This is a genomic window from Aristophania sp. ESL1100, assembly GCF_058511235.1.
Window position 1 is genome coordinate 129,743 of the sequence record NZ_CP196394.1, and the last position, 24,385, is coordinate 154,127.

Genomic DNA, 24,385 nt, shown 5'->3' on the forward strand with positions numbered 1-24,385 from the left:
CTTCATTTTCAGGGTGCTTTCGGCAGGCAGGATCGGAGGTCATGATTTTCGGGATATCTCAACCATGAAGCCGCTTATACAGACAGTTCTGATTTCCGCTTTGGCAGGCGGTCTGACGGCAGGGGCTGTGTGCACAGTGTTTCTGACCTATGAAGAGATGGCCGAGGTTCCCGATCAGAAAGTCTCTCAAACGCCTTTGACCATCAAGGACCATTTTTTCCATCGTCATCAGCCGCCTGTGCCGATTTCTGCCCCCCTTGTGAGGCCGACATCACCCGTTAGTCCTGTTATCGCGTCTGAAGAGAAAAAGAAACCGGAGGCGGAGAAGGCGGCTGCTTCTTCGGTCACTATGGCCATGATGGCGGATCTCCCGAGTTTTGCGCCTCTTGTGAGGCAGGTTATCCCAGCTGTTGTGAATATCTCCATCTCCCGTAATCCTGCTGACAGGGAGCCCCCTTCCAAACAGACACCGGTGGCTGTAAAGAAAGCTCCCCCGGCCGCCAGAAAAAGAGAGCCTCAGGAAAGAGTGCAGCAGGAGCGCAGAATTCATTCGCCCCGTCCGGGCACCCTTCACCAAAAAACGCATCATCTTCATCGCAGGAAAATTGTCAGGCCCGCTGATGAGGATATGACGGGGGCCGGTTCAGGGTTCATTGTTGACCCGACGGGTCTGATTGTCACCAATCGTCACGTCATTGGGGGCGCGACAAAAGTGACGGTTTCCCTCTCTGATGGGCGCAGTCTGCCGGCGCATCTGTTAGGGAGTGACCCTATGACCGATATTGCCGTGATCAAGGTTGATACAGCGACCCCTTTACCCTGTGTCACCTGGGGTGATAGCCGTCAGGTGGAAATTGGGGACTGGATCCTGGTTGCAGGCAATCCTTTCGGTTTTGGCTCATCTGTAACAGCGGGGATTATCTCTGCCGTTGGGCGTGACCTGGGGATTGGCGCCATGGATGATTTCATGCAGCTCGATGCGCCCATCAATCCCGGAAATTCCGGCGGGCCTGCCTTTAATCTCCATGGGCAGGTTATCGCCGTAAATGCTGCGATTGCCTCACCAAGTGATGGCTCTGTCGGAATTGGGTTCGGAATTCCTGCCGAGATTGTGGCCCCTGTTGTCGACCAGATTGAAAAAACCGGCCATGTTGATCACGGCTGGCTGGGCGTGACCCTTAATGACACCGCTGTGCCCATGGTTGTTGAGGATGTCGATCAGGACGGTCCGGCATGGCAGGGTGGATTGCGCAAAAAAGATGCCATCCTGGCGATGGGCAAGGTGCAGGTCAAAGATGCCCGTACTGTTTTAAGAAGTGTTGCTGCGGCCCTCCCGGGCACCGTTTTTGTTTTTACGATCAAACGCAATAATGAAGAAAAGACGCTTTCCATCATGTTGGGAAAGCGCCCTGCTTCCGATTAGAACATTCTGCTTTTTACGGGTTATCAAGTCGTGCCGCTGCCGTTACGGTGACCGTGACGGACTGATCTTCCGGTGTGCTCTGTGGAGGAGGAGCGGTTTCTACAGAACGGGAGAGCATCATCACTCCAGGACGTGGGAGCATAGGACCTGGCATCCCGCCTGTGTGGACCATGATTGTTTCAAGTTTTACAAATTTCAGTCCCAGATCATGAGCGTCAGACTCAGCTTGCGCCTGCACTTTCTTCAATGCTTCAGTCCGTGCTTTCTGCTCAAGTTTCTGCCGCGTCTGAGCATCAAGAGACCAGGCCATATTATCAATATTCAGACCGATTTTTTGCAGTTTCTCAGCTGAAGAGAGCAGTTTACGGCTGTCTGTACCGCTGATCTTGATACTCTGCTGGGCGTTCCATTTCTCGGGCCCTTTCTGAGTATATTGCTGGGAAATGGAATAATTTCCGACAATAATCTTGATATCATCCTCGCCTGAAAGCGCTTTGGAGACGTCATCAACTAGCTGATTGAGCTTTAATTGCGCTGAGGTGGGGGACGTATTTTCCGTCCTTGCCATAAATTCAATGGTGAGTTTCGTTGGCTTTGCGTGCGCGCTGCCCTCTGTCATGAATGTAAGGTTAATTCCCTGATGAGGGGGCGGGGGAGCGAAGGGCTCAGCATAGGCAGCTGTACCCGCAGAAAAACTGCTGAGAATTCCACTGAAAGCCAGCAGAGAGGCTGCTTTGAGCATAGAGCGATGTTTCACAATGATCTCCATCCTGAAAAGACGTTGTTACGTAGATGGTATTCGCAAATAAACAATATTTTGCTAACGGCGATTGGGCTGCGTGTGTGCTGATTTATGCGGATGATTTATGTTTATCATCACGTAAAAACCGAAAGATAAAATTAATAACTCTTTTTATTTACTGGATTTCGCCGGGTCGGTCTTTTGTTTGTATTTATAGGGTTTCAGCATGACGAGGCCCCGCCTTAATCGCTCAATCCCCCCTCTTACGTGGCCTTGTGTGCAAAGCTCCATGCCTCTGCGTTGCAGAAGGTGAGCGTCTTCCATGACGCTGACGGGAATGCTGTGAGGGTTCAGTAACTTACGTGTCAGGATCCGGTCGAGTTTCAGACAGTAATCAAGCTTGTCACTTGTGATTTCCAGCCCCTTTGCCGAATCAGTGCTCTGTGTCTGGGGAAAGGTATCAGCGCGTGCAGGATGAAAGGACTGTTCCGGGATAAAGCCTGTGAGGAAAGAGACAATAGCCAGAGTGCAACAGAGCTTTGTCATTTTCCTTGTAGAGGTTACCGGATGATTAAGAAAAAACATAACATGACTCATAAAATGACTAGTCTTTTAAGGGAAGAGTTAAAGTCACACTTAATCCGGGATTTTCATTACGTAATATCAACTTTCCTTTATGGAGGTCCATAATGGCCTGTACAAGTGAGAGACCCAATCCGGAACCGGGTGTATTACGTGCTGTTTCTGCACGGAAAAAACGTTCATGAGCGCGGCAGATATCTTTTTCAGTCATACCGGCCCCTTCATCCCTGACGGTGATCATCACATTTTCAGAGGATGTTTCGTCAGACCGGGCCAGATGGGCTTTCAAGGTGATGGACCGTCCGGAGGGGGTGAACTTGATGGCATTATCGAGGAGGTTGGCAACCGCCTGTTGCAGAAGTGATTTATCGCCGATGATGGTTGGGAGAGGGGTGATTTCAAGGGTTAGTCTGATCCCGGCTTCTTCAGCAGAGACGCTGTAGAAATCGGCCATTGTTTCAAGAAGAAGGTCAAGATCCACTTGCGCAAAGGCTGCCCGTTTGGCGCCTGCTTCAATTTGTGCAATGCGCAGGAGTGCCTCAAAAATCATTGTGATATGGTCAAGGTCTTCAATGGCAGCCGTCACGGCATCGCGGATTTCGTCTTCTGTTTTCGCGTGTTCAATCGCGTCTTCAAGGCGGGTTCTTGCGCGTGCTATCGGGGTTCGCAAATCATGGGCGATCGCATTGGAAACCTGTTTGACCCCATCCATCAGGCGGTTGATGCGTTCGAGCATTGTATTGACGGTTTCAGCAACCAGATCCGTTTCACTCCCATTCAAGGCAATGCGATGGTTGAGATCCCCACTGGCCAGGGCACGCGTGGTGCGGGCGATGGAATAGACCACATGTCTGAAAAGACGCCGGAAAACGAAAGCTCCCCCTAGCGCCAGAAGGGAAACCATGAGGGAACACCAGACAAGTGTTTCAGTAATGATATGGCTGAGTAACGAGCGGCCCCTTATGTCATGTCCGATAATAAGGCGGTATTGTCTGGGGAGGTTATAGGCCCTGAATTTGGCGGTAATTCTAAAGGAATAGCGTTTTATCGGCAGTTCGTAATAATGGTCGTTTTTTTGAATTCTGACCGGCCATCCTGGCAGATTCCCGGCAACACGTCGTCCCAATCCATCGACGAGGAGATAAAGGGCATCATCATCCACATTCTGATCCAGCCTCTCCTCAATGGCGAGGGCAAGGGCGTGTGGCCCTCCTGTTTGCCAGCGATGAAGAAGGTCTGAAGCATCTGCTTCAATCGCTTTTTCCACGTGGCGATTAAAAAGATTTTCCGTGCTCCACCAGGTGAAGGAAAGAAACACGACCGCTGAGAGGATGAAGACCACGCTATAGGCCAACGCAAAATTGACACCAATTGAGCGGATAGGCCAGCGCCACCAGCGGGGAGAAGGGGTGGAAGGAACCGGAGTCATAAACACTGTTTCATAAAGACAGATTTAAAACTCAGGCCGTTTTATCAGGGACACGCAGGATATAGCCGGCATTGCGCACTGTATGGATCATGGCGTGTGCATAAGGTTTGTCCACCTTCTGGCGCAACCGTGAAACATGGACGTCAATCACGTTGGTCTGAGGGTCAAAATGATAGTCCCATACTTTCTCCAGAAGCATGGTGCGCGTAATGACCTGTCCGGCATGGCGTGCCAGAAATTCGAGGAGGCGGAATTCCCGGGGTTGGAGGTCTATTCTTTTTCCTGCGCGCCTGACTTCCCGGGCGAGGAGGTCAAGTTCCAGATCACCGACAACAAGCTTTGTTGTTTGCGGGGTATCTGTCTGCCCTCTCCGGCAGAGTGCTTCTACCCGGGCCAGTAATTCTGAAAAGGAAAATGGCTTTGTGACGTAATCATCTCCCCCTGCTTTCAGACCGGAGACGCGTTCATCCACCTCTGCCAGTGCGGAAAGAATCAAAACCGGGGTCTTGTTTTTCTGCCCTCGCAATGTTTCGACGATATTGAGCCCATCAATCCCGCCTGGTAACATGCGGTCAAGGATGATGACGTCATAGGCTTCGCTCACAGCAAGGAAAAGGCCGTCCTTGCCATTATCAGCTTCATCAACTGTATGGCCTGCTTCCTTGAGACCTTTTGATACATATGAGCGTACAGTAGGGTCATCTTCGACAAGAAGGATACGCATCAGTCCGAATTCTTTCTTCAGTGTTGATATGAGGAATGCTTAAGGATCATTGATTGAGTTTGACGATAGCCTTTTGGCACACCGAATGAAAGGTTCCCACCAGGTTATAATTTCGTAAGAATTTGTTCATTTCCGGTAATAGGTTCCAAGTGCTCCCGTACCGGTTTTAATTGGTGTTCAGGTAAAATATGGGATCATGCTGTTATATTAAGGTTCAGCATGAAATATCCTGTTTTTCCTTTAAATATTTTTTAAATGTTTGATTTATAAGCTTTATAATTAATAACGTTCCAATGATTGCAATAAAGATCATTAATAATTTTATGTAAAATATGGTCCCTGTTGCGCTGTGGTTCAGGCCATTTTGTGTCAATGTTCCAATAAAAACGTAACCAAATAAGGCAGGTAGGGATGCAAGAGTGCCCAATAGATAATCAGAGACGGTCATTTCCGTGAAACCAAGCACATAACTCGTAACGGCAAATGGCAATATAGGTGAAATCCTTAAAAGAAAGACCATTTTCCAGCCTTCCTCTTCCACCATATGATCCAGCATCGTAAGAAATCTATATCTGGTAAGGATAGATTGGATGGGTTTCCGGAAAATAGATCGGCTTAATAAAAAGGCTATGAGCGCGCCACTCAATGTTGCCGTAGATGCGATCAGAAATCCTTCCCAGAGTCCAAAAACCATACCTGCGGAAAGGGCGGCAACAGAGGCAGGTAAAATCCCACAGATAGCTATAAATATCTGAAGAAAGAAGAAAATAATAAAGCTTTCCAGAGGGTGGTTGTTTTTGAACGCATCGAAGAAACTGACCGCTCTATGAAGGTTGTCAGAGCCACTAAAATGAAAGCCTGCACATATGGTTAATATGATAAAAAAACATATTAACCATATGATTTTGTTGTTCTTTATTTTTTGAAGATAGGCAGGCATAATATTTTCCATTTACATAGCCGATATTGAACGGATGTTTTCAGGCAGCCTAGGCCGTAAATAATACTCCGTTTCAAATTGATCGATGATGCTTCAGGAAAATACCGTGTAGGGCATGAGATCTCACCAATTCGGAAATTTGAATTAATCGTCATGGCCAACATTTGATTATCAAACACAAAATCGTCAGAACATAATTCCAAAGGCAATGTTTCCAAAACAGTGCGAGTCCATCCACGGTAGCCTGTATGATATTCAGAAAGCTTTGAATTCAAAAGAATATTCTGGGCAAAAGTCAGCCCTTTATTGGCGATATATTTATAGAGAGGCATCCCGCCTGCGAGCGCACCTTTTCCCAACATTCGTGAGGCAATAACGGCGTCATAATGACCAGAGACCAGCATGGCACACATCGCATGTACCAGACGTGGTGAATACTGGTAGTCCGGGTGCAGCATAATGACAATGTCAGCCCCACGGTCGAGGGCTGTTTTATAACAGGTTTTCTGATTGCCCCCATAGCCTTTATTCTGAGTATGCTCCACAACGTGCAGCCCGAGCTTTTTTGCCAGCTCGACTGTGTTATCGCGGCTGCAATCATCTGTAAGAATGATATCATCCACAATGTCTCGTGGAATTTCAGAAACTGTTTTTTGAAGAGTCGCTTCAGCGTTATATGCAGGCAGAACAACTGCTATACGTTTTCCATCTATCATTCTCTGGTACTTAGCCTGTCTGTTCTCAAAATAATCAGTATAAAGATTTCAATTGCTTCGTTACAAAAAATTTGCTCAAAGGTCTACACAGGATCGGGCATAATTTTTATCATATTAGATTGTATCGAATATTTTTCATATTCGTTATGGTAATAAAAGGGTTCTTATTATGGGAACAATTAATAAAGTTTTCAAAGAAATAAAAATAAATAAAAATATAATGAATTTATTTATTTTATTTTCATTTGTTATTCTTATTATATTTCGTTTACCTGAAATATGGAAAACAGGACGTTTTCTATGCGAAGAAGGCGCTGTCTTTTTTGCTTATGCATGGCATTTTCCTGGCTTCAGCAGTCTATGGCGCCCTTTTGCAGGTTATCTCAATTTAGGGGCCAATGCGTCAACTTTCCTGGATGCCTCTCTTGTTAAATCAGGTATCGTTACTTTAGAGAAAGCTCCTTATGTTACGACAATAATAGCGCTTTTTTTCCAGATGCAGGCTGCTATTATTATTTTATGGGGTAAAGCTGACTGGTTAAATGACACATATACTAAAATAAAACTTCTTCTTGTCATTGCTTTATGTCCCTTTTGCGAAGAAGTATGGCTTAATGTCATGCATATTCAATATCAACTTATGTTATGTTGTGGATTGCTATTAGCCATAGATACGCCAAAAAAATATTTAGGATGGATATACCAGTCTATAATTCTTTTTCTGGCGCCTCTTTGTGGTCTAGGTGCCATTGTACTAACGCCTTTATTCTTATTACGTACTATTATCGACCGCTCTGTTTCACGCCTCTGTCAAACAATTATTTTGTCTCTTGGGGGTTTGCTGCAGTTATGTTTATTTTATTCATCGAGTGTTGTTCGTGGTCAGGTTTTAACACCTTCTGAGATATTTTCCGTTCTTTTTGTGCGAATGGGTGTCTATCCGTTTTTTGGAAATAAATTAGGCAAAAAAATTGGAGAATTTATATATCATGGATATATTAATAATGGTCTGACTTATTATATAATTCCTGTGTTATATGCGTTTCTTATTATTTATCTTTTATATAAATTTCGTAAAACCGTGGTTTTCTGGTTTATACTTGTTTCGTTCCTGATCGCTGTTGTCTCTTTTGGAGGAGGGGTAATAGCCATGGAACCTAGTGCCTGGTTTCATGTCAAATATTCAGAACGTTATAATTTCATCCCGTTTGTCTTCCTGGGGATGTCCATAGTCCTTATGGCGTATTATTCAAAAGGCAATTATAAGATTGTTTTTAATTGCGGCTTTATCCTGATGATGCTGGTTGGCATATCAAGTTATATTAAGCCAGTTCAGATTATCAGTTCAGGTCCGGATTGGTCACAGCAGGTTAAGCTGTGGCGTCAGAATCCTCAGTATCAACTTAGAATATGGGGGTGGACGTGGGATCCTGATTGGAACATGGACCTTACAGATGTTAATCGTACATGTCCTCCTGTTTCACGTGCAAATGCTTCTTATAGTGATCCCACATATTGTGAGACGAGCTGGATTGCTCATGTCCTATCATTACCAAAGACAAAATGAGGAGATGAGGAAAGGATGCAATAGGTATCCTTTCCTTCACTTTCCTGTCTCTAATCAGCAGTAATGGCTCTGACAGATTCCGGTCTATCTTTGAAAGAGAGTATCAATGCGCACCCACGAATTAGGAAAAACGGGCCTTCAGGTCAGTGAAATCTGCCTGGGGACCATGACGTTCGGCCAACAGAATACAGAGGCAGAGGGTCATGCACAGCTTGACCAGGCGCTCGCGCATGGTGTCAATTTTATTGATACAGCCGAGCTTTATTCCATCCCTCCCAAAGCGGAGACCTATGGCGCGACAGAACGCATTATTGGCAGCTGGCTTAAAGCGCGTGGGACTGTGCGTGACAAGATCATTCTGGCCAGCAAGGTTGTGGGGCGCTCCTCAAATGACTGGTACCGGCCCGATGGTGTGACCCCCCGTTTGACCCCGGAGCAAATCCGTTATGCGGTTGAAGGCTCATTAAAGCGCCTTCAGACAGATTATCTTGATCTTTATCAGCTTCACTGGCCTGACAGGGTGATTGGTCTGTTCGGGGAAGGGGGCACAACCTTTGGAGACCTTTCAAAAGCTGATGAAGTGCCGATTGAAGAAACCCTAGGCGCTTTAAGCGACCTTGTCACAGAAGGGAAAATTCGTCATTTCGGTTTATCAAATGAAACGGCATGGGGCGTCTCAAAATTCCTGTCTGAAGCAGAGAAAAGGGGGCTGCCTCCCATCGCCTCCATCCAGAATGCCTATAATCTGACGAACCGCACCTTTGAGATCGGTCTGGCGGAAATGTGCCTGCGGGAAAAGGTCAGCCTTCTGGCCTATTCGCCTCTTGCACAGGGCTATCTGACAGGAAAATATCTTGATGGGGCACGCCCGGCAGGCGCACGGACCACGCTTTTCAATCGTGGGCAGCGTTACGAAAAACCTGGCACGGAAACAGCGATTAAAGCCTATAAAGCTCTGGCAGAACAGGAGGGGTTGAATCTCACCCAGATGGCGCTGGCTTTTGTGATGTCGCGTCCTTTTGTAACCAGCACCATTATCGGGGCAACCTCACAAAAACAGCTCTCTCTTTTACTGGACACAAAAGCAGAGATGATCACCCCTGAGATTGAAGAAAAAATTAACGCCATTCATCAGCTGAATGCCAACCCGACCCCTTAGAACCGTCGAGGAAATAACGCTGTTTCCTCTATCAAAGAAGAGGCAGGGTTATTTCCAGATTGTCCGTTTCAGGCAGAGAAGCAGGCCAAGCATCAGGAAAAGGTAAATCAGCGTCACGACCCCATAAAAACTGCGGTGCGTTGTGCGTGGTGATGCAGCCCAGTCCAGAAAATGTGAGACATCATGAGCCATCTGGGGGATGTCTGCCTTCGTCCCGTCCGGGTACGTAATCGTGTCTTTCAGAAATGGGGACGGCATACGAAAAACATGGTGACGGGTCAGCCCGACCTTATTGTAATAGGTCTGCGGTTTGAGCTCATAACCCGGGGGCGGCGGAGTAAAGGATTTCAGCATTGCCTCAATATAGGCTCCGCCTCCAACCTGCCGGGCAAGGATGGACATATCCGGTGGCGCGTCTCCCCCAAAAGCAGCTTTTGCCGCTTCAAGCGTTGGGAAAGGGGAGGCAATGGGGTCATTTGGGCTGGCATGTCGGCTTTCAGCCCATTTTTTGAGTGATGAGGGGGGAATCCCCAGAGCGGCCATGTCGTTATAACGGCTCTGCGTCATGCCGTGGCAATCCATGCAGACATGCTGGAAAACATAAAGGCCGTGCTGAAGGGTCTTATCATCCGCATAGGAACGTGATGAAAGGCCGCAGAGTGCCATTCCCAAAAGAAAAATTCCGAGAGAGAGCCGCTTCATATCCGGTCCTCCTTCTGATTCTTCTGGCCTTCATGCCAGCTAGCATAAGGAAGTATGATCAGCAGAACACCGAACCAGACCGCTATCGCGACCCGGCTTAGTATGAGCCATAAAGAGGAAGGTGGCTGCAATCCGGCAATCATAAGAATGATAAAAGAGGCAAAAAACAGAATCCACCCTGCACGCACAAGGGGCCTGAAGCGGGCATTATGACGAGGGGACCGGTCCAGCCAGGGGAGGGCGAATAATAAAAGCACGCTCCCCATGGCAATGACCAAGCCCCCCAGCTGGGAGGGAATGGCCCGCAACATGGCAAAATAAGGCGCAAGGTACCATTCAGGGCTGATGGCCGGAGGGGTCCGGAAAGGATTAGCCGGGAAAAGATTGGCTTGTTTTTCAATTAGTTGTGGCAGAAAGAAAACCAGAATGGCGTAAAGGATCAAAAACAGGCAAACGGCAATCCCGTCCTTGATGGTGTAATAAGGATGGAATGGACGCATGGTCAGATCAGGTCTGGCAGAATCTCTGGTCGGATTGGTGGAACCAACGCTGTGAAGACACAGGACGTGGATCATGACCAGAGCAACGGCGATAAACCCTATGGCAAAATGGAAGACGAAAAGCCGTCTCAGCGCAATATCTCCCAGTTCAGGGCCGCCGAGAAGAAAGGTGACAAGGGGTTTGCCAATGAGGGGGATGGCACCCAGCGCATGAGTGGCAACGGTTGCCCCCCAATAGGACATCTGCCCCCAGGGAAGGATATAGCCTGCGAAGGCTGTGCTCATAAACAGGGCCATAAGCAGCAGCCCACTTAACCAGACAAATTCCCGCGGGGCCTTATAGGAGCCATACCAGAGCCCACGACCGATATGGAGGTATAAGGCTGCGAAAAGCATCGTTGCGCCGCCCATATGCAGGGCGTGGATAAACCACCCTGCCGGGACGCGTCTCTCCATTGTTATGACAGAAGAGAAAGCGTGCTGAACGTCCGGCTGATAATTAATCGCCAGGAACAAGCCACTCAACCCCATAAACCCTAAGGCTACCATCAGGCAGGCCCCCAGACACCACCACCAGTTTACGGCCGGTATGGGGAAGCTGGCAAAATGTTCATGACATTTTTGAAAAATAGCGCGGCGCTGTGGCTTATTATCTTCAGGGAAATCAGGGGTCATAGGAAATAATTATCCAGGCTAGAGCTGGCGGATATCATTCATGGAGAAATGAGGGTCACCGGCACTTTCGCCCAGTCTCAGAGTCGTAGGGTTGATGAAACGCGCAGGAGGCACAGGCAGATTATAAGGTGCCGGCATAGCGGTCAGAACGCGCCCGGCATTATCATATTCCGACCCATGACAGGGACAGAATAAACCACCTTTGAGGTAAGGGACACGATTATCAGAAAATTTCGGGACACATCCCAGATGCGTGCAGATGCCGATCAGGATGGCATAGGCCGGATTGATGGATCGGTAATCATTGACGGCATCTTTGGGTTGTTGAAGCACTTTTGAATCAGGGTCACTCAGTCTGGCTTTAAGAGCCGGATCTTTCAGGACGGCCATCATTTCAGCTGTGCGGTGCAAAATAAAAACAGGCCAGCGCCGCCAGATAACCTGTTTATGCTCCCCCGGCTTCAGATCTGAGACATCCACTTCAATAATGGCCGCACCTTCACCGGCCTTGCCTGATTCCAGACTGCCATTGGGGTTTTTCAGACTTTCGATAAAAGGGACGGCAAGTGTGCAGGCGCCCGCTCCCCCCAGAGCCACGGTGCTTGCTGTCAGAATCTGGCGGCGAGTGGGGGACGGTCTTTCTGTTTCTGACGGCTCTTCTGGGAACGGGGGCTTGTTACTCATAAACAGGTTCTGATTTTCAAGGTTAAGAGAAAAACTTAACGGACGACATCTTCCTTAACAGAAGAAGGAGGGAAAAGCCGATGCACAAAATTGTGCATAAAGGCACTCAGCCTCTCCATCCATAAATAAACTATAGGAGTGGTATAAAGCGTAAGCAACTGGCTTACGATCATTCCTCCAAGAATGGCAACCCCGAGTGGATGGCGCAATTCACAGCCATAGCCATTTCCTATCACAAGAGGGATCGCCCCCAGAGCCGCTGCCAGACTGGTCATTAAAATAGGTCTGAACCGGGTAACAGCCGCTTTTGAAACGGCTTCCTCGGGGGAGAGATTTTCGTCCCGCTCGGCCTGGAGGGCAAAATCAACCACGAGAATGGCATTTTTTTTGACCAGACCGGTCAGGAGAATAATTCCAATAATCCCGATAAGGCTGAACGTATCTCCTGCCAGCCATAATCCGAGAACCCCACCGATCCCTGCTGAGGGAAGGGTGGATAAAATCGTAATCGGGTGGATGAGGCTTTCATAAAGCACGCCAAGCGTGACATACATCACCGCGATTGCAGCGATAAAGGCAATCAGCGCATTGATCATCAGTTCCTTGGTTTCTCCGGCCGTTCCGGTAAAGCCTCCATGTATCTGCGCAGGGGCGTGGAGGCTGACAAGGGTCTGTTCAATAAGAGCGACAGCGTCACTATAGCTGACACCTTTTGGCAGATCGAAAGAGAGAGACGCCGCATAACTTCCATCATGATGCGTGATCGTCAAAGGTTGGGGGACCTGTTCAATATGAGCCACATTATCAAGGGGGATCATCGTTTCTTTCGAGGCAGAAACAGGCGCCCCGCTGGAACTGTTACCGGAAATCTGGTTGGCAAGATTATTGGTAATGGAGGCACGCGCGAGTGAGGCGGCCTGACTCTCCTTACCGCCCCCTCTGACGCGGATGAGGTTGGAGGCAATGCCTCCCGCTGCCGACCCTGCTGAGGTCGAGAGCCAGAGATGATGGAGCAGCTGCGGGTTTTCACGCCATTGCGGGCCCAGAACCAGAACAACGCGGTGATCGGTCAAAGGCAGATGAATGGTTGAAGCGACGGCCTGACCATATGAATCGTACAAAGCGTTCTGAACAAGCTGGGGCGTGACATTATAACGTGCTTCAAGATCACGCAGGATCATCACAGTGGCTGCAAAGGCAGGCTGTTCATTATCGGCAGAGAGGTTGGAGAATTTCCCACTGGCACGGAGCTTATCCATCAGGTGCGGAAGAATATTCATCAGAGGAATGGGGTCATCGCTTTGAAGGACATATTGGAAATTGCCGGTATCGTTATCGCCACTCCCTCCCTTGCGGCTATTGCTCATGGCCCACAACATGGCCTCGGCCCCAGGCTGGGGCGGGATTGCGCGCTGCAGCCGGGCGATCACCGTATTGATATCGGGGCGCTCTGATTTATCCTTAAGCTGTAGGAAAAACCGTGCATTATTACTGCTTTGTGACATGGCGGAAACAGAGATAACCGCCGGGTCTTTACGCAATATGCTCTCTATCTGCTCCATTCTTTTCCTCAGGGCCTGAAAGGAAAGAGAGGGCTCTCCCTTTATGCGCCCCATAACAACAGCCATATCCATGGAAGGGACAGGTTCCTTGGGCAGGATTATCAGGCCGATGATCAGCAGGAAGAAACTTCCCGGCAGGGTCAGCCCGATTAGCACAGGGTGCCTGAGTGCCCAATTGATGGAGCGTTGATAAGCCTGCGTTATGGCTGTGAGGGTGGTTTCTATTTTCAGAGACAGTTTTGCGAGTTTGCCTGAAGGAACGGTTTTCCCTTTTTGCGCCGGGCTGCTCACCTGCAGGAGGTGAGCGCACATCATGGGGGTCAGCGTCAGTGACATGACGGTCGAAACAGCAATGGCGGAGACGGTCGTCATTCCGAACTCATAGAGAATGGAGCCTAACGTGCCGGGGATAAAGAGGAGCGGGATAAAAACAGCAATCAGGGACAGCGAGATAGAAAGAACTGTAAAGGTGATTTCAGAGCCACCTTTGATACTGGCTTCACGCCTTTCCATTCCTTCTTCCATGTGGCGGGCGATATTTTCCATGACAACGATGGCATCATCAATGACAAAACCGACCGCAATGGTCAGAGCCATGAGGGACAGAATATCAAGGGTGAAATGCAGGAAATTCATTAAGGCCAGCGTGCCTGAAAGAGAAACTGGCACCGTGACTGCCGGGATGAGCGTGCTGACAGAATGCCGGAAAAACAGGGCAATAACGAGCACAACAAGCAGGATGGAAATGACAAGTGTCAGTTTGGCATCCGTCAGAGACGCCCGGATGGTTTTGGAGAGGTCAATGCCGATATGCAGAGAAACAGCGCCCGGCAAAGCCGCCCTCAGAGTGGAGAGATGGTCTTTGATATCTTTTACAATGGCAACGGTATTGGCGTGAGGCTGCGGCATGACCAGAAGGGTGACAGCATGTTCACCATTAAAGCTGCTCGTCTGGTAGATGTCCTGAACACTGTCATGAATTGTGGCAATGTCGCGCAGATAAAGGGGGTTGAAGTCGTTACGATAGCCGATAATCAGGTCGCGATAGGCGGCGGCATTTACAGCCTGATCATTGGTTTTCAGGCTTAATTGCTGGCCGTTGAGGGTCAGGAATCCTTTTGGTGTGAAGGCGTTGGCAGAGGCCAGGGCTGAGCGTATATCCTCAAGACCGACCCCCCATTTATAAAGGGGATAGGGGTTGACCTCGACACGCACAGCCGGCGTTGAAGCGCCGACGACTTCAACACGGCCGACCCCATTAATCTGTGCGAGAAGAGGGCGGACGCGAATTGTGGCGAGGTCATAAAGATCGGCCGTGGAAAGCTGGGCAGAGGTCAGGCTGAGCAGGAAGACCGGCATGCCCCCGCTATTGAGTTTGAAGGCTTTAGGGTCAGAATCCAGCGTTCCAACAGGGAGGTCACTGCGGGAGGCTCTGAGGGCTGCCTGCACATCGCGCAAGGCGCCATCAATATTACGCGAAGGGGCAAATTCGAGAAATAATGAAGCCTGCCCACTCTGCGTTTCTGATTCCAGTGTCTTAAGGTCTGCAATGGAAGAAAGCCGCCGTTCAAGCGGGGTTGTAACAGATGTTGCCATTTGCTGTGGGTCAGCCCCTGGCTGATTGGCCACGACCATGATGGAGGTCGCCGTCATATCCGGCATGGTCGCAACAGGCAGGAGAGGGAGGGCGATCAGGCCTGAAAGAAATATAGCAAAGGCAAAAAGAATCGTTGCGACGGGACGATCGATAAAAAAACGGCTAAAGGCCACGTGCCCGTCTCCATTTTACAGACTTTGGTTTAAAGCAAGGAGGGGAAACGGCTCCTCTCTCACTCATGTTTTAATAGAAATTTGAGGGCACTGGAATGGTACCGGCCGTATAGCCATAGCCTGGCGTATAACTCGTATATCCAGGTACTGGATAGGGATAGGCCGGTGGCAGCCCTGCAGTTGGCGACTGGACGTAATGGGAGCCGCCAGAATCATCATTATCCACGTAACCGCTGCCCCCATCTCCATCCACGTAATTGGTTACATCTTCGCCAGCACTCACGCCCACTCCATAGCCCAGACCTTCGGCGAAAGAATCATCATCATCGTCGTCATCATCATAATAACCGTGGTGGTGATGGTGGTGTTTATGTTTGTGTTTATGCCCTCCATCGTGGCCTCCGCCGGAATTATTCTGGGAGAAACCGGGCGGCGGTCCACCATGATGAAAGCGTCCTCCACCGGAAGGAGAGCCGGGAGACGGACTGCCTGATGGAGAACTGCTCGGCCGCATATGGTGATGATGATGTTCCCCACCTGATGGAGGGCTCGATGGAGGACTACTGGGGGAAGAGCTACTGGGAGTGGGAGCAGAGCTCGGGGCTGATCCACCGGAAGAACTATCGTGATGATGGTGGTGGTGATGGGCTAAGGCGTCGACTGACGATAGTCCAAGCAGGATCGCTGTTGTCAGAGATGTGACACATATTGTCTTTAAGAAAAACCTGTTGATCATAAAGCTCTATCCTTTATGAGAAGACTATTAAGCGATGCCCCACCGGTAAAAGATATAAATAAGTCTGTTGTGGTGTTTATAAAAAGTCATTGTGATTTAATGTACTTAAATAAACATTGTCAATAATAGGGGTGAATGATCAGTTTTCGGTATAAAATCATTCAGACTCGTTTTATTAACGCCAATACGGAAATTCTCAGAGCCCTGCAAATTCCTGTATTTCAGAAAACAAACGCATCGCAGGAAAAAACTTCTTCAGGCTGCATCATATTGGTCTCCCAATCGCTTTGAAGCCTGTTCATGAAATACAACCTTCCCGATTTCAGTAATAATTAGGCGGCACTGTCATAGGGACGGATGTATAACCGTAGCCCTGGCTATAATTTGTATATCCGGGCACAGGATAGGGATAAGCCGGGGGAAGGGCGGGAGCCTGATTGACGATTGTCGGCGCATTATTAATGACAGTCGGCCCACCATAGCCGTAGCCACCATAGCCATACCCGCGATAGCCATAACCATAGCCACCATAACCATAGCCTCCGAGTGCATAATCCATAGCGCCCATCCCGAGGCCCATTCCAAGACCCCAGCCTAATCCACGTCCGAAGCTATGGCCAAAGCCGTGATGATGGTGCCATCCACCGTGATAGCCGTGATAATAACCACCATGATGATGATGTGCCTGTGCCGGCGACACACCCAAAAGAACCGTTGTGCCCAACAGGGCTGCACATGTTGTCTTTGAGAAAAAACTGTTCAACTTCAACATAAGATTCGTTCCTTAAGAGGGATGTCTCATTACACCTCTGTGAATGTTCTTATTTTATTAACTTACGTTCCATAAGTAGAGTGAAATTAATGTCATTTTTTATTCATATAAGAAGGGAGGTATCAATTGGCAATATTGGCCTTGATTGCCCCCGTAATTTGCAGGGCATCATGAGGGGACATGCAGATAAGAAATCCCTGCGCGCCTCCGTTAATCCATATTTCCGGGTAATTAAAGGCGGTCTCATCAATGACAACAGGCCATATTTGCCGTGACCCGAAAATGGTTGTGCCACCGGATATAAATCCCGTGCAGGAATGCGCTTCCTGGGGCTGCATCATTTTAGCTTTTTTAGCCCCCAGTATTTTTGCCAATATCTTGAAATCAACCTGTTTTTCTACAGGGACCACCGCAAAAGCGCCTCTCTGTCCATCCAGCTTGACAACCAGCGTCTTGAAAACCTGAGCGGCATCAGCGCCAATCGCCCGGGCTGCCTGCTCGCCAATATGGCCTTTTTCAGGAGCGTAATGATAGGTTTTTGCGGTGAAAGTGATCGCCTGTGCTTCAAGGAACTGTGTGGCGGCTGTTTCTTGCGACATTGATTGGCTCCCTGTTACAGAAAGATATAGTGAGAAGGGTTCCCTATGAAGGTCAATCAGGAGCCCTCAATACCAGGAGTAAAGCACAATGTATAAACTCTATGCGGCTTATGGAACAATGAGCCTGCCTGTCCATATCACACTTGAGGCCCTTAAGGTGCCTTATGACATTAAATATCTTGATCTGGAAAATGGTGAACAGAAATCCCCCGATTATCTGAAAATCAACCCTAATGGCCGGATTCCCGCTCTTGTGCTGGAAGATGGTCAGGTTGTTTATGAATCTTCCGCCATCTTAATGACGCTGGCTGATTCTCATCCTGATTCAGGGCTCTCCCCGCGGCTTGATGACCCGAAGCGCCCGCTCTTTCTGCAATGGATGTTCTTTCTGACCAATTCGCTTCAGGCGACAATGCTTAACAGCAAATACCCATACCGTCTTGTTGGAGAGGTCTCAGAAGAGATTCTCAACGCTGTCAGTAAGGGTGCCTCTCACTGTGTCGAGCACTATCTGGAGGTTATCGACCAGCATCTTGCCAAAAATGGCCCCTATTTTATGGGAGAGCAGATCACGGTGGCAGATTTCCATTTTGCCCTGAGCTGCCGCGCTCTGAGGGATTCTGAAAAACCCCCACGTTCATATGCCCATATAGCCACCCTTCTGGATAAGCTTGACGCCCAGTCCTACGTCAAAACAGCCTGCCAGCAGGAACATCTCGAAGGGCCTCTGGCCTGATGATCCCCACCGTGACGTGGCATTGCCCATGTCACGGTCGTGACCGCGTCAGTTCGGAGCCTTCAGACAATAGAGCCCCATTGCCGGATATCGGACGGTTTTTGCGAATTTTTAATGAAATAATGGCGTCCCGTACGGGATTCGAACCCGTGTTGCCGCCGTGAGAGGGCGGTGTCCTAGGCCTCTAGACGAACGGGACCAGAGGTGTCCCTTCCTCTAGAGGATTAAACCATAACGTGCAAGGGAAATTACACGTTACGGCCTGTTTTTAGGCGTCGGAAGCTGAGAGAAGGGGCCCGAGAGGGGCACCGCCCAGAATATGGACGTGAAAATGCGGCACAATCTGCCCGCTATCCTTGCCTGTATTGGTGACGAGTCTGAAGCCACTTTTTAACAGGTCCAGGTCGCGTGCAACGCTGTCAACACTCTGCCAGAAATCGATAATTTCGTCCTTTGAAGCGCGTGTTGTGAAATCGTGGAAATCAATATAGGCGCCGCGAGGGATGACCAGAACATGCACAGGAGCCACCGGGTTGGTATCCCAGAAGGCATAGGTATCGCTGCTTTCGTAAATGCCTTTGGAAGGGATTTCCCCGCGCAGAATCAGGGCGAAGACATTTTCTGGATCATAATTGGGATTGGTATTGTCTTTAACCATAATGGAAAAACTCCTTTAGAGACTCACCGGGGACGGGAAGCTTTTTCCTCTATACCACTTGTCCCTTCCCGGCGGGTTAATTCCTGCCAGACAGTATCAGGGTCAATGCCGGCATCAACCCACATAACAACGAGGTGATAAAGCACGTCAGCACTTTCGCTGATCAATGCGTCCCGGTTCCCGGCAACCGCTTCAATGACACATTCCACGGCTTCCTCGCCAAATTTCTGCGCAATCTTATTGCGTCCCTTCGCCATTAATCTGGCGGAGTGACTTAAGTTGGGTGACGCCCCTTTGCGCGCTATCACTGTATCGAAAAGCCGTTGAAGAACGTGGTCCTGGGTCTGTGTCATGCTGTAAACCTATCGATTAAGCCGCACGGGCAGTTTAGCATCAGAAAGGGCTTTTTTCACTTCCTTGATGGTGAATTGGCCGAAATGAAAAATACTGGCAGCCAGAAGGCCCGTTGCACCAGCTCTGGCACCTTCGACAAAATGTTCAAGCGTGCCTACCCCGCCGGATGCCACAACGGGCACAGAGACCTTGCGGCAGACGGCCTGAAGCAACTCCAGATCAAAACCGGATTTGGTGCCGTCACGGTCCATGCTGGTCAGAAGGATTTCCCCTGCCCCCCGGGCAGCCATCTCTTCAGCCCATTTGACGGCGTCCAGACCGGTCGGCTCGCGCCCTCCCTTGGCATAGACTTCCCAGCCACCATGACCGTCTGAACGGGCATCTATAGCGACGACAACACACTGGCTGCCAAAACGTTCTGCAGCTTCGTTAATAAGGCCGGGGTTACGGATTGCGGCGGAGTTGATCCCGCATTTATCAGCACCACAAAGGAGTAACTGCCTCATATCGTCTGTTGTTCTGACGCCGCCTCCAACGGTAAAAGGGAGGCATATTTCAGCAGCCGTCCGGCTGACGACATCTAAAATGGTGCTACGATTTTCAGCGCTGGCTGTAATATCGAGGAATGTGAGCTCATCAGCGCCTGCAGCATCATAGAGCTTTGCCTGTTCCACAGGATCGCCCGCATCACGCAAAGACACAAAATTAACGCCTTTTACGACGCGCCCATCACGGACATCGAGGCAGGGAATGACGCGAAGTTTCAGCATGTCCCCTCCAGAAGTTTTATGGCGTCAGGCAGATTGATACGCCCGTCATAAATTGCCTTGCCGACAATCACGCCTTCGATCCCGGGGACGTCTCTGGCTGTGTGGTAAAGTGCTTTGAGGTCTTCCAGGGAGCCGACACCACCACTGGCAATGACCGGTATGGAGACCTTGCGGGCCAGGGTTGCCGTCTGGTCAAGATCAAGGCCGCCCAACATGCCATCACGTGAAATTTCTGTGAAAATAATGGCAGAAACCCCGGTATCCTCCATGCGTTGCGCCAGGTCCACAGCCGTGAGTTCCGAGGCTTCTGCCCAGCCTTCAGTGGCCACAAAACCGTGACGGGCATCAATCCCGACAACGATTTTCCCGGGCCATTTTCTGGCAGCCTCGCGGACAAGTTCAGGATTTTTGACCGCCGCTGAGCCTAGAATAACGCGCGTGATGCCTGCCTCCAGCCAGCGTTCAATCGCTTCAAGACTGCGCAGCCCTCCGCCGAGCTGTATGGGCAGAGAGGTGCGTTTAATGATCTGCTGGATCGCCTCTGTGTTGGCTGATTTCCCGGCAAAGGCGCCATCGAGATCGACAACATGGAGAAAGCGGCATCCCGCCTCAGCAAAGAGCTGGGCCTGTGCAGCGGGGTCATCAGAATAATGGGTTGCGGCTTCCATATCCCCTTGTTTGAGGCGCACGCAGGCGCCCTCTTTAAGATCAATAGCAGGGTAAAGAGTAAGTTTTGGAAGCATAGGGGAAGACTCTATATCACATGAAAGGAAAGAAGCAGGATGTGAGGGATCCCAATGGGGGAGAGGGGGCGTCCGGCCGATATATTTGGAGAAAAAAAGCCCTTTCACCGTCTGGCCGCCCATCCGGCCGTAATAAGGGTGCGTTCCCCAATGCTCAAAACCAAGCCTGAGGAGGAGGTCGACGGCGATTTTCTGTGTTTCCCTCACTTCACAATCGACAACTTTGATCTTGAGCGCGCGTGCACGCTCAAGCATGGCGGCCAGAAGAGCCTGCCCAAGGCCGATCCCGCGTGCATAGGGAGCCACGTAAAACCCGTTAATGCGGGCTTTTGAGCTATGCAGGTCCAGATAAGTCGGAGGCAGGGCCAGAATACCGGCCCCACAGATATTTCCGCCAGGGCAGCGGGCCACAAAAAGCTCTCTTTCGGGAACCAGCAGAATCCCTTTATAGAAACGTTCCAGCACCTGGCGGTCAGGCGGTTCCAGCCAGCCAAAGGTGCCACCGTCAAGAATGGCCGCCATGGTCGAATCAGTCAGATGATGCAGATCGTCCTCTGACAGAGGTTTCGTAACCCGGGTGATGGAAAGGTTATGAGGCATAGTGGCTCATTCCGGGCACCAGGTCAGGAAATTGCGCAGGATGGTAAGGCCCACTTCCTGACTTTTCTCGACATGAAATTGCGTACCGCATCGTCGCCCGCGGGCCACGATAGCGGGAACGATCGCCCCGTAATGTGATGAGGCAACCATATCAGCTGGATCATAGTCCTGAAGGGCATAGGAATGGACGAAATAACCATGCTCCCCCGGCGTTAATCCCTCTGTCAGAGGATGCTGCCCAGGTGTGAATTCAAGTTCGTTCCAGCCCATATGGGGCAGTCTCAAATTCGCAGTCTCAGGGGTTTTCATAGGGGCGATATGGCCCTTGATCCAGCCAAGACCTTTGGTTCTGCCATGCTCCAGCCCGTAATCAGCCATGAGCTGCATCCCCACGCAAATGCCCAGAAAAGGCGTGCCCTTCCGGGTGCTCTGTTCCAGAAGGGCGTGAAGGCCGCCTGTTTCCAGCCCATGGGCGCAATCGGCAAAGGCACCTTGCCCGGGCAGGATCAGCCTGTCAGCGCTCAGAATATCCTCTTCCTGTCTGGAGATCAGAATCTCGGCATCGAGCCCAAGCTGCCCGGCTGCCCGGCTGGCTGCCTGCGCCGCTGAGGCCAGATTTCCCCCATTATAATCAATAACGACCACACGCATAATGATACTCCGGCAGGAGGAAAAGGAACTTACAGGATCCCCTTTGTCGAGGGGATTTTGTTGGCTGAACGCGGATCATAAGAGACCGCCATACGCAAGGCCCGTGCAAAGGCCTTGAAGGTGCTCTCGGCCATGTGATGGGCGTTTTTCCCGCTTTTTTCTGTCAGGTGAACCGTAATGCGGGCCGACATGACGAGGGCGCGGAAAAATTCCTCAATCATTTCAGTGGCCATTGTCCCGATCATTTCACGCGAGAAAGAGACGTTCCATGCCAGGAAAGGGCGGCCGGAAATATCAATAACCGCTTCGCACAAAGCTTCATCAAGCGGGACGAGGGCCTGACCGAAGCGTTCAATGCCTTTTTTATCGCCTATCGCCTTGTAAAGCGCATCCCCCAGCGTAATGCCGACATCTTCAATCGTATGATGGTCATCAATATGCAGGTCTCCCTTGACTGAAATAGAGAGATCCAACCCACCATGACGGGCAAGAGCATCCAACATGTGATCAAAAAAACCAATGCCGGTTTTAATGTCACTATTGCCGTGCCCGTCAAGATTGAGCGAGAGGGTAATATCGGTCTCGCCGGTGCGACGAGTCACGTTTACAATACGGGGACTGTGCGTTGTCATACTTCCCTGCTACACCATTATTCTGGAATTTTCCAAGAGGAATGGTTAGATTACTCTAAACTGATTACGTCAAGACCTGTCAGAAGTTATTGTAATCTGCCAGTGTGCAAAGGGTTTGTTATGCAGACTAAGTCTTTATCTTCTTCGGCGCTCGATCTGCTGCTCTCAAGGGTTTCAACCGATGCCCTCCAGGAGCCTGCCCCCCAAAAGGACATGATGGAGCTTATTTTAGCGACGGCCTTGCGGGCACCCGATCACGGGAAATTGCGTCCCTGGCGCTATATCGTTGTCGCAGGTGAGGAACGCCCCGCTTTCGCGCAGGAAGTTGTAGCCGCTCTTGAACGCCGGAATCCCGGAATTCCTGAAGAGAAAAAACAGAAAATCCTGCATCGTTTTTCTTCAGCGCCTGCCTTGATTGTGCTGGGCATGTCCCTTCAGCCGGGACATAAAATCCCCGAATCTGAACAGATCATGGCGGCGGCAGCGGGAAATATGAACATTCTCAATGCCCTTTACGCCGAAGGTTTCGGAGGTGTCTGGGTCAGTGGTGATTATTGTGATGAACCCGGACTGATCTCCAGACTGGGCCTTGCTGACACAGACCGATTGGCAGGTATTTTACTGGTAGGTACGCCGACTGATTCGGAAAAGACAGCCAAACGCCCTGACATCGGGGACTATATGGCTTATTGGCATCAGGGACAAACGCCTTCTTTTGGTGCAGATAAAGGAAAGAAATAATGGCAGACTGTCCTCCACAGCAGGATTATGACGTAATTATTGCCGGTGGAGGGCCGGCCGGCCTTGCCAGTGCCCTTTCCTTTGCACGGTCCGGATGGAGCGTGTGTGTCATAGAGCATCAGTCAGAAGAAGCGCTGGCGCACCCGGCTTTTGATGGGCGGGAGATTGCCTTGACCCATCATAGCCGGCACTGGTTGCAGGAGGCCGGGGTCTGGTCGCTTATCGCGCCTCACGCGGTATGCCCTCTGGAAGTGGCCCGGATTGAAAGCGGTGAGGCCGGTGGCCCGCCCCTGATATTCAGTGCCCCTTCAGACGGGGAAAGCGGAGAGCCTTTAGGGTATCTGGTTGCGAACCACCTGATCCGTCAGGCTCTATATCAGCGTATCAGCGGGATAGCATCTGTGACCCTGAAGACCGGGCGTGCTGTCAGAGCGTTCAGAACCACGCTTTCTGAAGCGATTGTGACGCTGACCAATGGAGAGATTATCAAGGGGCGCCTGTTGGTTGCGGCGGATGGGCGCTTCTCAAAATTACGTTCTGAAGCGGGGATTGGGGCGATTATTCATGATTTCGGGACAGATGTTATGGTCTGCCGCGTTGAACATGAAAAACCGCATGAGAATATTGCCCTTCAATGGTTTGATGAGCACCAGACGATTGCCTTGCTGCCCGTCTCTGATGAACATCAGACAAAGCGGTTTTCATCACTGGTCCTGACCCTGCCTGCGCCGGAAATTGCCCGGTTGAAAAAAGCGGAACCTGAGATTTTCAATAAAGAGGTGACAGAGCGCACACATGAGCGGCTGGGGAAGCTGAAGCTGGTGAGTTCCCGCGTCACTTATCCTCTGAAAGCGGTTTTTGCTCACCGCTTCCATGCAAGACGCTTTGCCTTGATTGGGGATGCTGCCGTTGGGATGCACCCCATCACGGCCCACGGCTTTAATCTTGGGCTGAAAGGGCAGGAGACGCTCGTAAGGTCTTTAGCGCAAGGACCGGGAGATCCGGGAGACAGGCGGTGTCTTGAGGCCTTTTCATGGCGGCATCGTAAGGACACGTTCCCATTATTTGCGGCAACCAATATGATTGCGGCGACTTACACGCGTGATGAAATGCCATTCCTGCTGGCACGGCGGATCGGGCTCCGTATTGCTGACCGGCTCATGCCTTTCAAAAAGGCTGTCACTCATATGTTGATGGACCCCGCCGCCTGACCCCTCC

Annotated in this window: 25 protein-coding genes and 1 tRNA gene; 6 read left to right on the forward strand and 20 right to left on the reverse strand. The window is 50.2% G+C overall.

Annotated elements, in window-relative coordinates:
* Positions 1–64 precede the first annotated feature (64 nt).
* Positions 65–1,423 carry a S1C family serine protease gene (locus ACSYSY_RS00585; RefSeq protein WP_491707402.1) on the forward strand — a complete coding sequence of 453 codons (1,359 nt, stop codon included), beginning with the start codon at positions 65–67 and terminating at the stop codon, positions 1,421–1,423.
* A gap of 13 nt (positions 1,424–1,436) precedes the next feature.
* On the opposite strand, the gene ACSYSY_RS00590 is transcribed toward ACSYSY_RS00585, so the two are convergent.
* From ACSYSY_RS00590 to ACSYSY_RS00615, 6 genes are all read right to left on the reverse strand, one after another.
* Complete coding sequence (locus ACSYSY_RS00590; protein WP_491707403.1) at positions 1,437–2,180, reverse strand: SIMPL domain-containing protein; 744 nt, start codon at positions 2,178–2,180, stop codon at positions 1,437–1,439.
* Positions 2,181–2,336: 156 nt separating this feature from the next.
* Positions 2,337–2,750 (reverse strand): hypothetical protein, encoded by a 414-nt coding sequence (locus ACSYSY_RS00595; protein WP_491707404.1) that lies wholly within the window; start codon positions 2,748–2,750, stop codon positions 2,337–2,339.
* Between the two features lie 19 nt (positions 2,751–2,769).
* Positions 2,770–4,176 (reverse strand): sensor histidine kinase, encoded by a 1,407-nt coding sequence (locus tag ACSYSY_RS00600; RefSeq protein WP_491707405.1) that lies wholly within the window; start codon positions 4,174–4,176, stop codon positions 2,770–2,772.
* A 31-nt stretch (positions 4,177–4,207) separates the two neighbouring features.
* Entirely contained in the window at positions 4,208–4,900 is a 693-nt protein-coding gene (locus tag ACSYSY_RS00605) for a response regulator transcription factor (RefSeq protein ID WP_491707406.1), read from the reverse strand.
* Positions 4,901–5,114: 214 nt separating this feature from the next.
* Complete coding sequence (locus ACSYSY_RS00610) at positions 5,115–5,840, reverse strand: TVP38/TMEM64 family protein (protein WP_491707407.1); 726 nt, start codon at positions 5,838–5,840, stop codon at positions 5,115–5,117.
* Positions 5,816–6,556, reverse strand: coding sequence for a glycosyltransferase family 2 protein (locus tag ACSYSY_RS00615; RefSeq protein ID WP_491707408.1), 741 nt, complete (start codon positions 6,554–6,556; stop codon positions 5,816–5,818). The genes ACSYSY_RS00610 and ACSYSY_RS00615 overlap by 25 nt, the downstream gene beginning before the upstream one ends.
* A gap of 169 nt (positions 6,557–6,725) precedes the next feature.
* Here ACSYSY_RS00615 and ACSYSY_RS00620 point away from each other — a divergent pair, with 169 nt between their 5' ends.
* Together ACSYSY_RS00620 and ACSYSY_RS00625 are read left to right on the forward strand one after the other, a co-directional pair.
* Positions 6,726–8,123: a hypothetical protein gene (locus ACSYSY_RS00620; RefSeq protein WP_491707409.1), complete on the forward strand. Its 1,398-nt coding sequence runs from the start codon at positions 6,726–6,728 to the stop codon at positions 8,121–8,123.
* A 106-nt stretch (positions 8,124–8,229) separates the two neighbouring features.
* Positions 8,230–9,282, forward strand: a complete 1,053-nt coding sequence (locus ACSYSY_RS00625; RefSeq protein ID WP_491707410.1) for an aldo/keto reductase — start codon at positions 8,230–8,232, stop codon at positions 9,280–9,282.
* A gap of 48 nt (positions 9,283–9,330) precedes the next feature.
* Here the strand turns inward: ACSYSY_RS00625 and ACSYSY_RS00630 are convergent, their stop codons facing one another.
* The 7 genes from ACSYSY_RS00630 to ACSYSY_RS00660 all read right to left on the reverse strand — a co-directional run bounded on the left by ACSYSY_RS00630 (position 9,331) and on the right by ACSYSY_RS00660 (position 17,282).
* A complete protein-coding gene (locus ACSYSY_RS00630) occupies positions 9,331–9,984 on the reverse strand; it encodes a cytochrome c1 (protein WP_491707411.1) in 654 nt (217 codons plus the stop codon).
* Positions 9,981–11,159 carry a cytochrome b gene (locus ACSYSY_RS00635; protein WP_491707412.1) on the reverse strand — a complete coding sequence of 393 codons (1,179 nt, stop codon included), beginning with the start codon at positions 11,157–11,159 and terminating at the stop codon, positions 9,981–9,983. The genes ACSYSY_RS00630 and ACSYSY_RS00635 overlap by 4 nt, the downstream gene beginning before the upstream one ends.
* An 18-nt stretch (positions 11,160–11,177) precedes the next feature.
* On the reverse strand, positions 11,178–11,843 hold the full coding sequence (gene petA / locus ACSYSY_RS00640; protein ID WP_491707413.1) for a ubiquinol-cytochrome c reductase iron-sulfur subunit: 666 nt from the start codon (positions 11,841–11,843) through the stop codon (positions 11,178–11,180).
* Positions 11,844–11,878: 35 nt separating this feature from the next.
* The gene (locus ACSYSY_RS00645; protein WP_491707414.1) at positions 11,879–15,175 is read right to left on the reverse strand and encodes an efflux RND transporter permease subunit; all 3,297 of its coding nucleotides are present in this window, start codon (positions 15,173–15,175) and stop codon (positions 11,879–11,881) included.
* Positions 15,176–15,245: 70 nt separating this feature from the next.
* On the reverse strand, positions 15,246–15,911 hold the full coding sequence (locus tag ACSYSY_RS00650) for a hypothetical protein (RefSeq protein ID WP_491707415.1): 666 nt from the start codon (positions 15,909–15,911) through the stop codon (positions 15,246–15,248).
* A gap of 322 nt (positions 15,912–16,233) precedes the next feature.
* Positions 16,234–16,683 carry a hypothetical protein gene (locus tag ACSYSY_RS00655; protein WP_491707416.1) on the reverse strand — a complete coding sequence of 150 codons (450 nt, stop codon included), beginning with the start codon at positions 16,681–16,683 and terminating at the stop codon, positions 16,234–16,236.
* Between the two features lie 122 nt (positions 16,684–16,805).
* The gene (locus tag ACSYSY_RS00660) at positions 16,806–17,282 is read right to left on the reverse strand and encodes a YbaK/EbsC family protein (RefSeq protein WP_491707417.1); all 477 of its coding nucleotides are present in this window, start codon (positions 17,280–17,282) and stop codon (positions 16,806–16,808) included.
* 88 nt (positions 17,283–17,370) lie between these two features.
* Here ACSYSY_RS00660 and ACSYSY_RS00665 point away from each other — a divergent pair, with 88 nt between their 5' ends.
* Complete coding sequence (locus tag ACSYSY_RS00665) at positions 17,371–18,018, forward strand: glutathione S-transferase family protein (RefSeq protein WP_491707418.1); 648 nt, start codon at positions 17,371–17,373, stop codon at positions 18,016–18,018.
* Positions 18,019–18,141: 123 nt separating this feature from the next.
* Here ACSYSY_RS00665 and ACSYSY_RS00670 read toward each other — a convergent pair.
* The 7 genes from ACSYSY_RS00670 to hisB all read right to left on the reverse strand — a co-directional run bounded on the left by ACSYSY_RS00670 (position 18,142) and on the right by hisB (position 22,426).
* Positions 18,142–18,217 (reverse strand) — tRNA-Glu (locus ACSYSY_RS00670).
* A gap of 69 nt (positions 18,218–18,286) precedes the next feature.
* The gene (locus tag ACSYSY_RS00675) at positions 18,287–18,676 is read right to left on the reverse strand and encodes an HIT domain-containing protein (protein WP_491707419.1); all 390 of its coding nucleotides are present in this window, start codon (positions 18,674–18,676) and stop codon (positions 18,287–18,289) included.
* Between the two features lie 23 nt (positions 18,677–18,699).
* Complete coding sequence (locus ACSYSY_RS00680; RefSeq protein WP_491707420.1) at positions 18,700–19,029, reverse strand: phosphoribosyl-ATP diphosphatase; 330 nt, start codon at positions 19,027–19,029, stop codon at positions 18,700–18,702.
* Positions 19,030–19,038: 9 nt separating this feature from the next.
* On the reverse strand, positions 19,039–19,800 hold the full coding sequence (gene hisF / locus ACSYSY_RS00685) for an imidazole glycerol phosphate synthase subunit HisF (protein WP_491707421.1): 762 nt from the start codon (positions 19,798–19,800) through the stop codon (positions 19,039–19,041).
* Entirely contained in the window at positions 19,794–21,143 is a 1,350-nt protein-coding gene (gene hisA, locus ACSYSY_RS00690) for a 1-(5-phosphoribosyl)-5-[(5-phosphoribosylamino)methylideneamino]imidazole-4-carboxamide isomerase (protein WP_491707422.1), read from the reverse strand. The genes hisF and hisA overlap by 7 nt, the downstream gene beginning before the upstream one ends.
* Positions 21,144–21,149: 6 nt before the next feature.
* On the reverse strand, positions 21,150–21,794 hold the full coding sequence (hisH, locus tag ACSYSY_RS00695) for an imidazole glycerol phosphate synthase subunit HisH (protein ID WP_491707423.1): 645 nt from the start codon (positions 21,792–21,794) through the stop codon (positions 21,150–21,152).
* 29 nt (positions 21,795–21,823) lie between these two features.
* Positions 21,824–22,426 carry an imidazoleglycerol-phosphate dehydratase HisB gene (gene hisB / locus ACSYSY_RS00700; RefSeq protein WP_491707424.1) on the reverse strand — a complete coding sequence of 201 codons (603 nt, stop codon included), beginning with the start codon at positions 22,424–22,426 and terminating at the stop codon, positions 21,824–21,826.
* A gap of 120 nt (positions 22,427–22,546) precedes the next feature.
* Between hisB and ACSYSY_RS00705 the strand changes: the two genes are divergently transcribed.
* Positions 22,547–23,167: a nitroreductase family protein gene (locus tag ACSYSY_RS00705; protein WP_491707425.1), complete on the forward strand. Its 621-nt coding sequence runs from the start codon at positions 22,547–22,549 to the stop codon at positions 23,165–23,167.
* Positions 23,167–24,378: a 5-demethoxyubiquinol-8 5-hydroxylase UbiM gene (gene ubiM, locus ACSYSY_RS00710; RefSeq protein WP_491707426.1), complete on the forward strand. Its 1,212-nt coding sequence runs from the start codon at positions 23,167–23,169 to the stop codon at positions 24,376–24,378. Before ACSYSY_RS00705 ends, ubiM begins: the two co-directional genes overlap by 1 nt.
* The last annotated feature ends 7 nt before the right edge of the window (positions 24,379–24,385 follow it).

Bases quoted from the DNA above. Each gene is read 5' to 3' on its own strand.
- ACSYSY_RS00610 (WP_491707407.1), bottom strand. From the start codon at position 5,840: ATGCCTGCCTATCTTCAAAAAATAAAGAACAACAAAATCATATGGTTA.
- ubiM (WP_491707426.1), top strand. From the start codon at position 23,167: ATGGCAGACTGTCCTCCACAGCAGGATTATGACGTAATTATTGCCGGT.
- hisA (WP_491707422.1), bottom strand. From the start codon at position 21,143: ATGCCTCATAACCTTTCCATCACCCGGGTTACGAAACCTCTGTCAGAG.
- ACSYSY_RS00630 (WP_491707411.1), bottom strand. From the start codon at position 9,984: ATGAAGCGGCTCTCTCTCGGAATTTTTCTTTTGGGAATGGCACTCTGC.
- ACSYSY_RS00605 (WP_491707406.1), bottom strand. From the start codon at position 4,900: ATGCGTATCCTTCTTGTCGAAGATGACCCTACTGTACGCTCATATGTA.
- ACSYSY_RS00680 (WP_491707420.1), bottom strand. From the start codon at position 19,029: ATGACACAGACCCAGGACCACGTTCTTCAACGGCTTTTCGATACAGTG.
- hisH (WP_491707423.1), bottom strand. From the start codon at position 21,794: ATGCGTGTGGTCGTTATTGATTATAATGGGGGAAATCTGGCCTCAGCG.
- ACSYSY_RS00655 (WP_491707416.1), bottom strand. From the start codon at position 16,683: ATGTTGAAGTTGAACAGTTTTTTCTCAAAGACAACATGTGCAGCCCTG.
- ACSYSY_RS00675 (WP_491707419.1), bottom strand. From the start codon at position 18,676: ATGGTTAAAGACAATACCAATCCCAATTATGATCCAGAAAATGTCTTC.
- ACSYSY_RS00650 (WP_491707415.1), bottom strand. From the start codon at position 15,911: ATGATCAACAGGTTTTTCTTAAAGACAATATGTGTCACATCTCTGACA.
- petA (WP_491707413.1), bottom strand. From the start codon at position 11,843: ATGAGTAACAAGCCCCCGTTCCCAGAAGAGCCGTCAGAAACAGAAAGA.
- ACSYSY_RS00705 (WP_491707425.1), top strand. From the start codon at position 22,547: ATGCAGACTAAGTCTTTATCTTCTTCGGCGCTCGATCTGCTGCTCTCA.
- ACSYSY_RS00600 (WP_491707405.1), bottom strand. From the start codon at position 4,176: ATGACTCCGGTTCCTTCCACCCCTTCTCCCCGCTGGTGGCGCTGGCCT.
- ACSYSY_RS00665 (WP_491707418.1), top strand. From the start codon at position 17,371: ATGTATAAACTCTATGCGGCTTATGGAACAATGAGCCTGCCTGTCCAT.
- ACSYSY_RS00625 (WP_491707410.1), top strand. From the start codon at position 8,230: ATGCGCACCCACGAATTAGGAAAAACGGGCCTTCAGGTCAGTGAAATC.
- hisF (WP_491707421.1), bottom strand. From the start codon at position 19,800: ATGCTGAAACTTCGCGTCATTCCCTGCCTCGATGTCCGTGATGGGCGC.
- ACSYSY_RS00620 (WP_491707409.1), top strand. From the start codon at position 6,726: ATGGGAACAATTAATAAAGTTTTCAAAGAAATAAAAATAAATAAAAAT.
- ACSYSY_RS00635 (WP_491707412.1), bottom strand. From the start codon at position 11,159: ATGACCCCTGATTTCCCTGAAGATAATAAGCCACAGCGCCGCGCTATT.
- ACSYSY_RS00660 (WP_491707417.1), bottom strand. From the start codon at position 17,282: ATGTCGCAAGAAACAGCCGCCACACAGTTCCTTGAAGCACAGGCGATC.
- ACSYSY_RS00585 (WP_491707402.1), top strand. From the start codon at position 65: ATGAAGCCGCTTATACAGACAGTTCTGATTTCCGCTTTGGCAGGCGGT.
- ACSYSY_RS00615 (WP_491707408.1), bottom strand. From the start codon at position 6,556: ATGATAGATGGAAAACGTATAGCAGTTGTTCTGCCTGCATATAACGCT.
- hisB (WP_491707424.1), bottom strand. From the start codon at position 22,426: ATGACAACGCACAGTCCCCGTATTGTAAACGTGACTCGTCGCACCGGC.
- ACSYSY_RS00595 (WP_491707404.1), bottom strand. From the start codon at position 2,750: ATGTTTTTTCTTAATCATCCGGTAACCTCTACAAGGAAAATGACAAAG.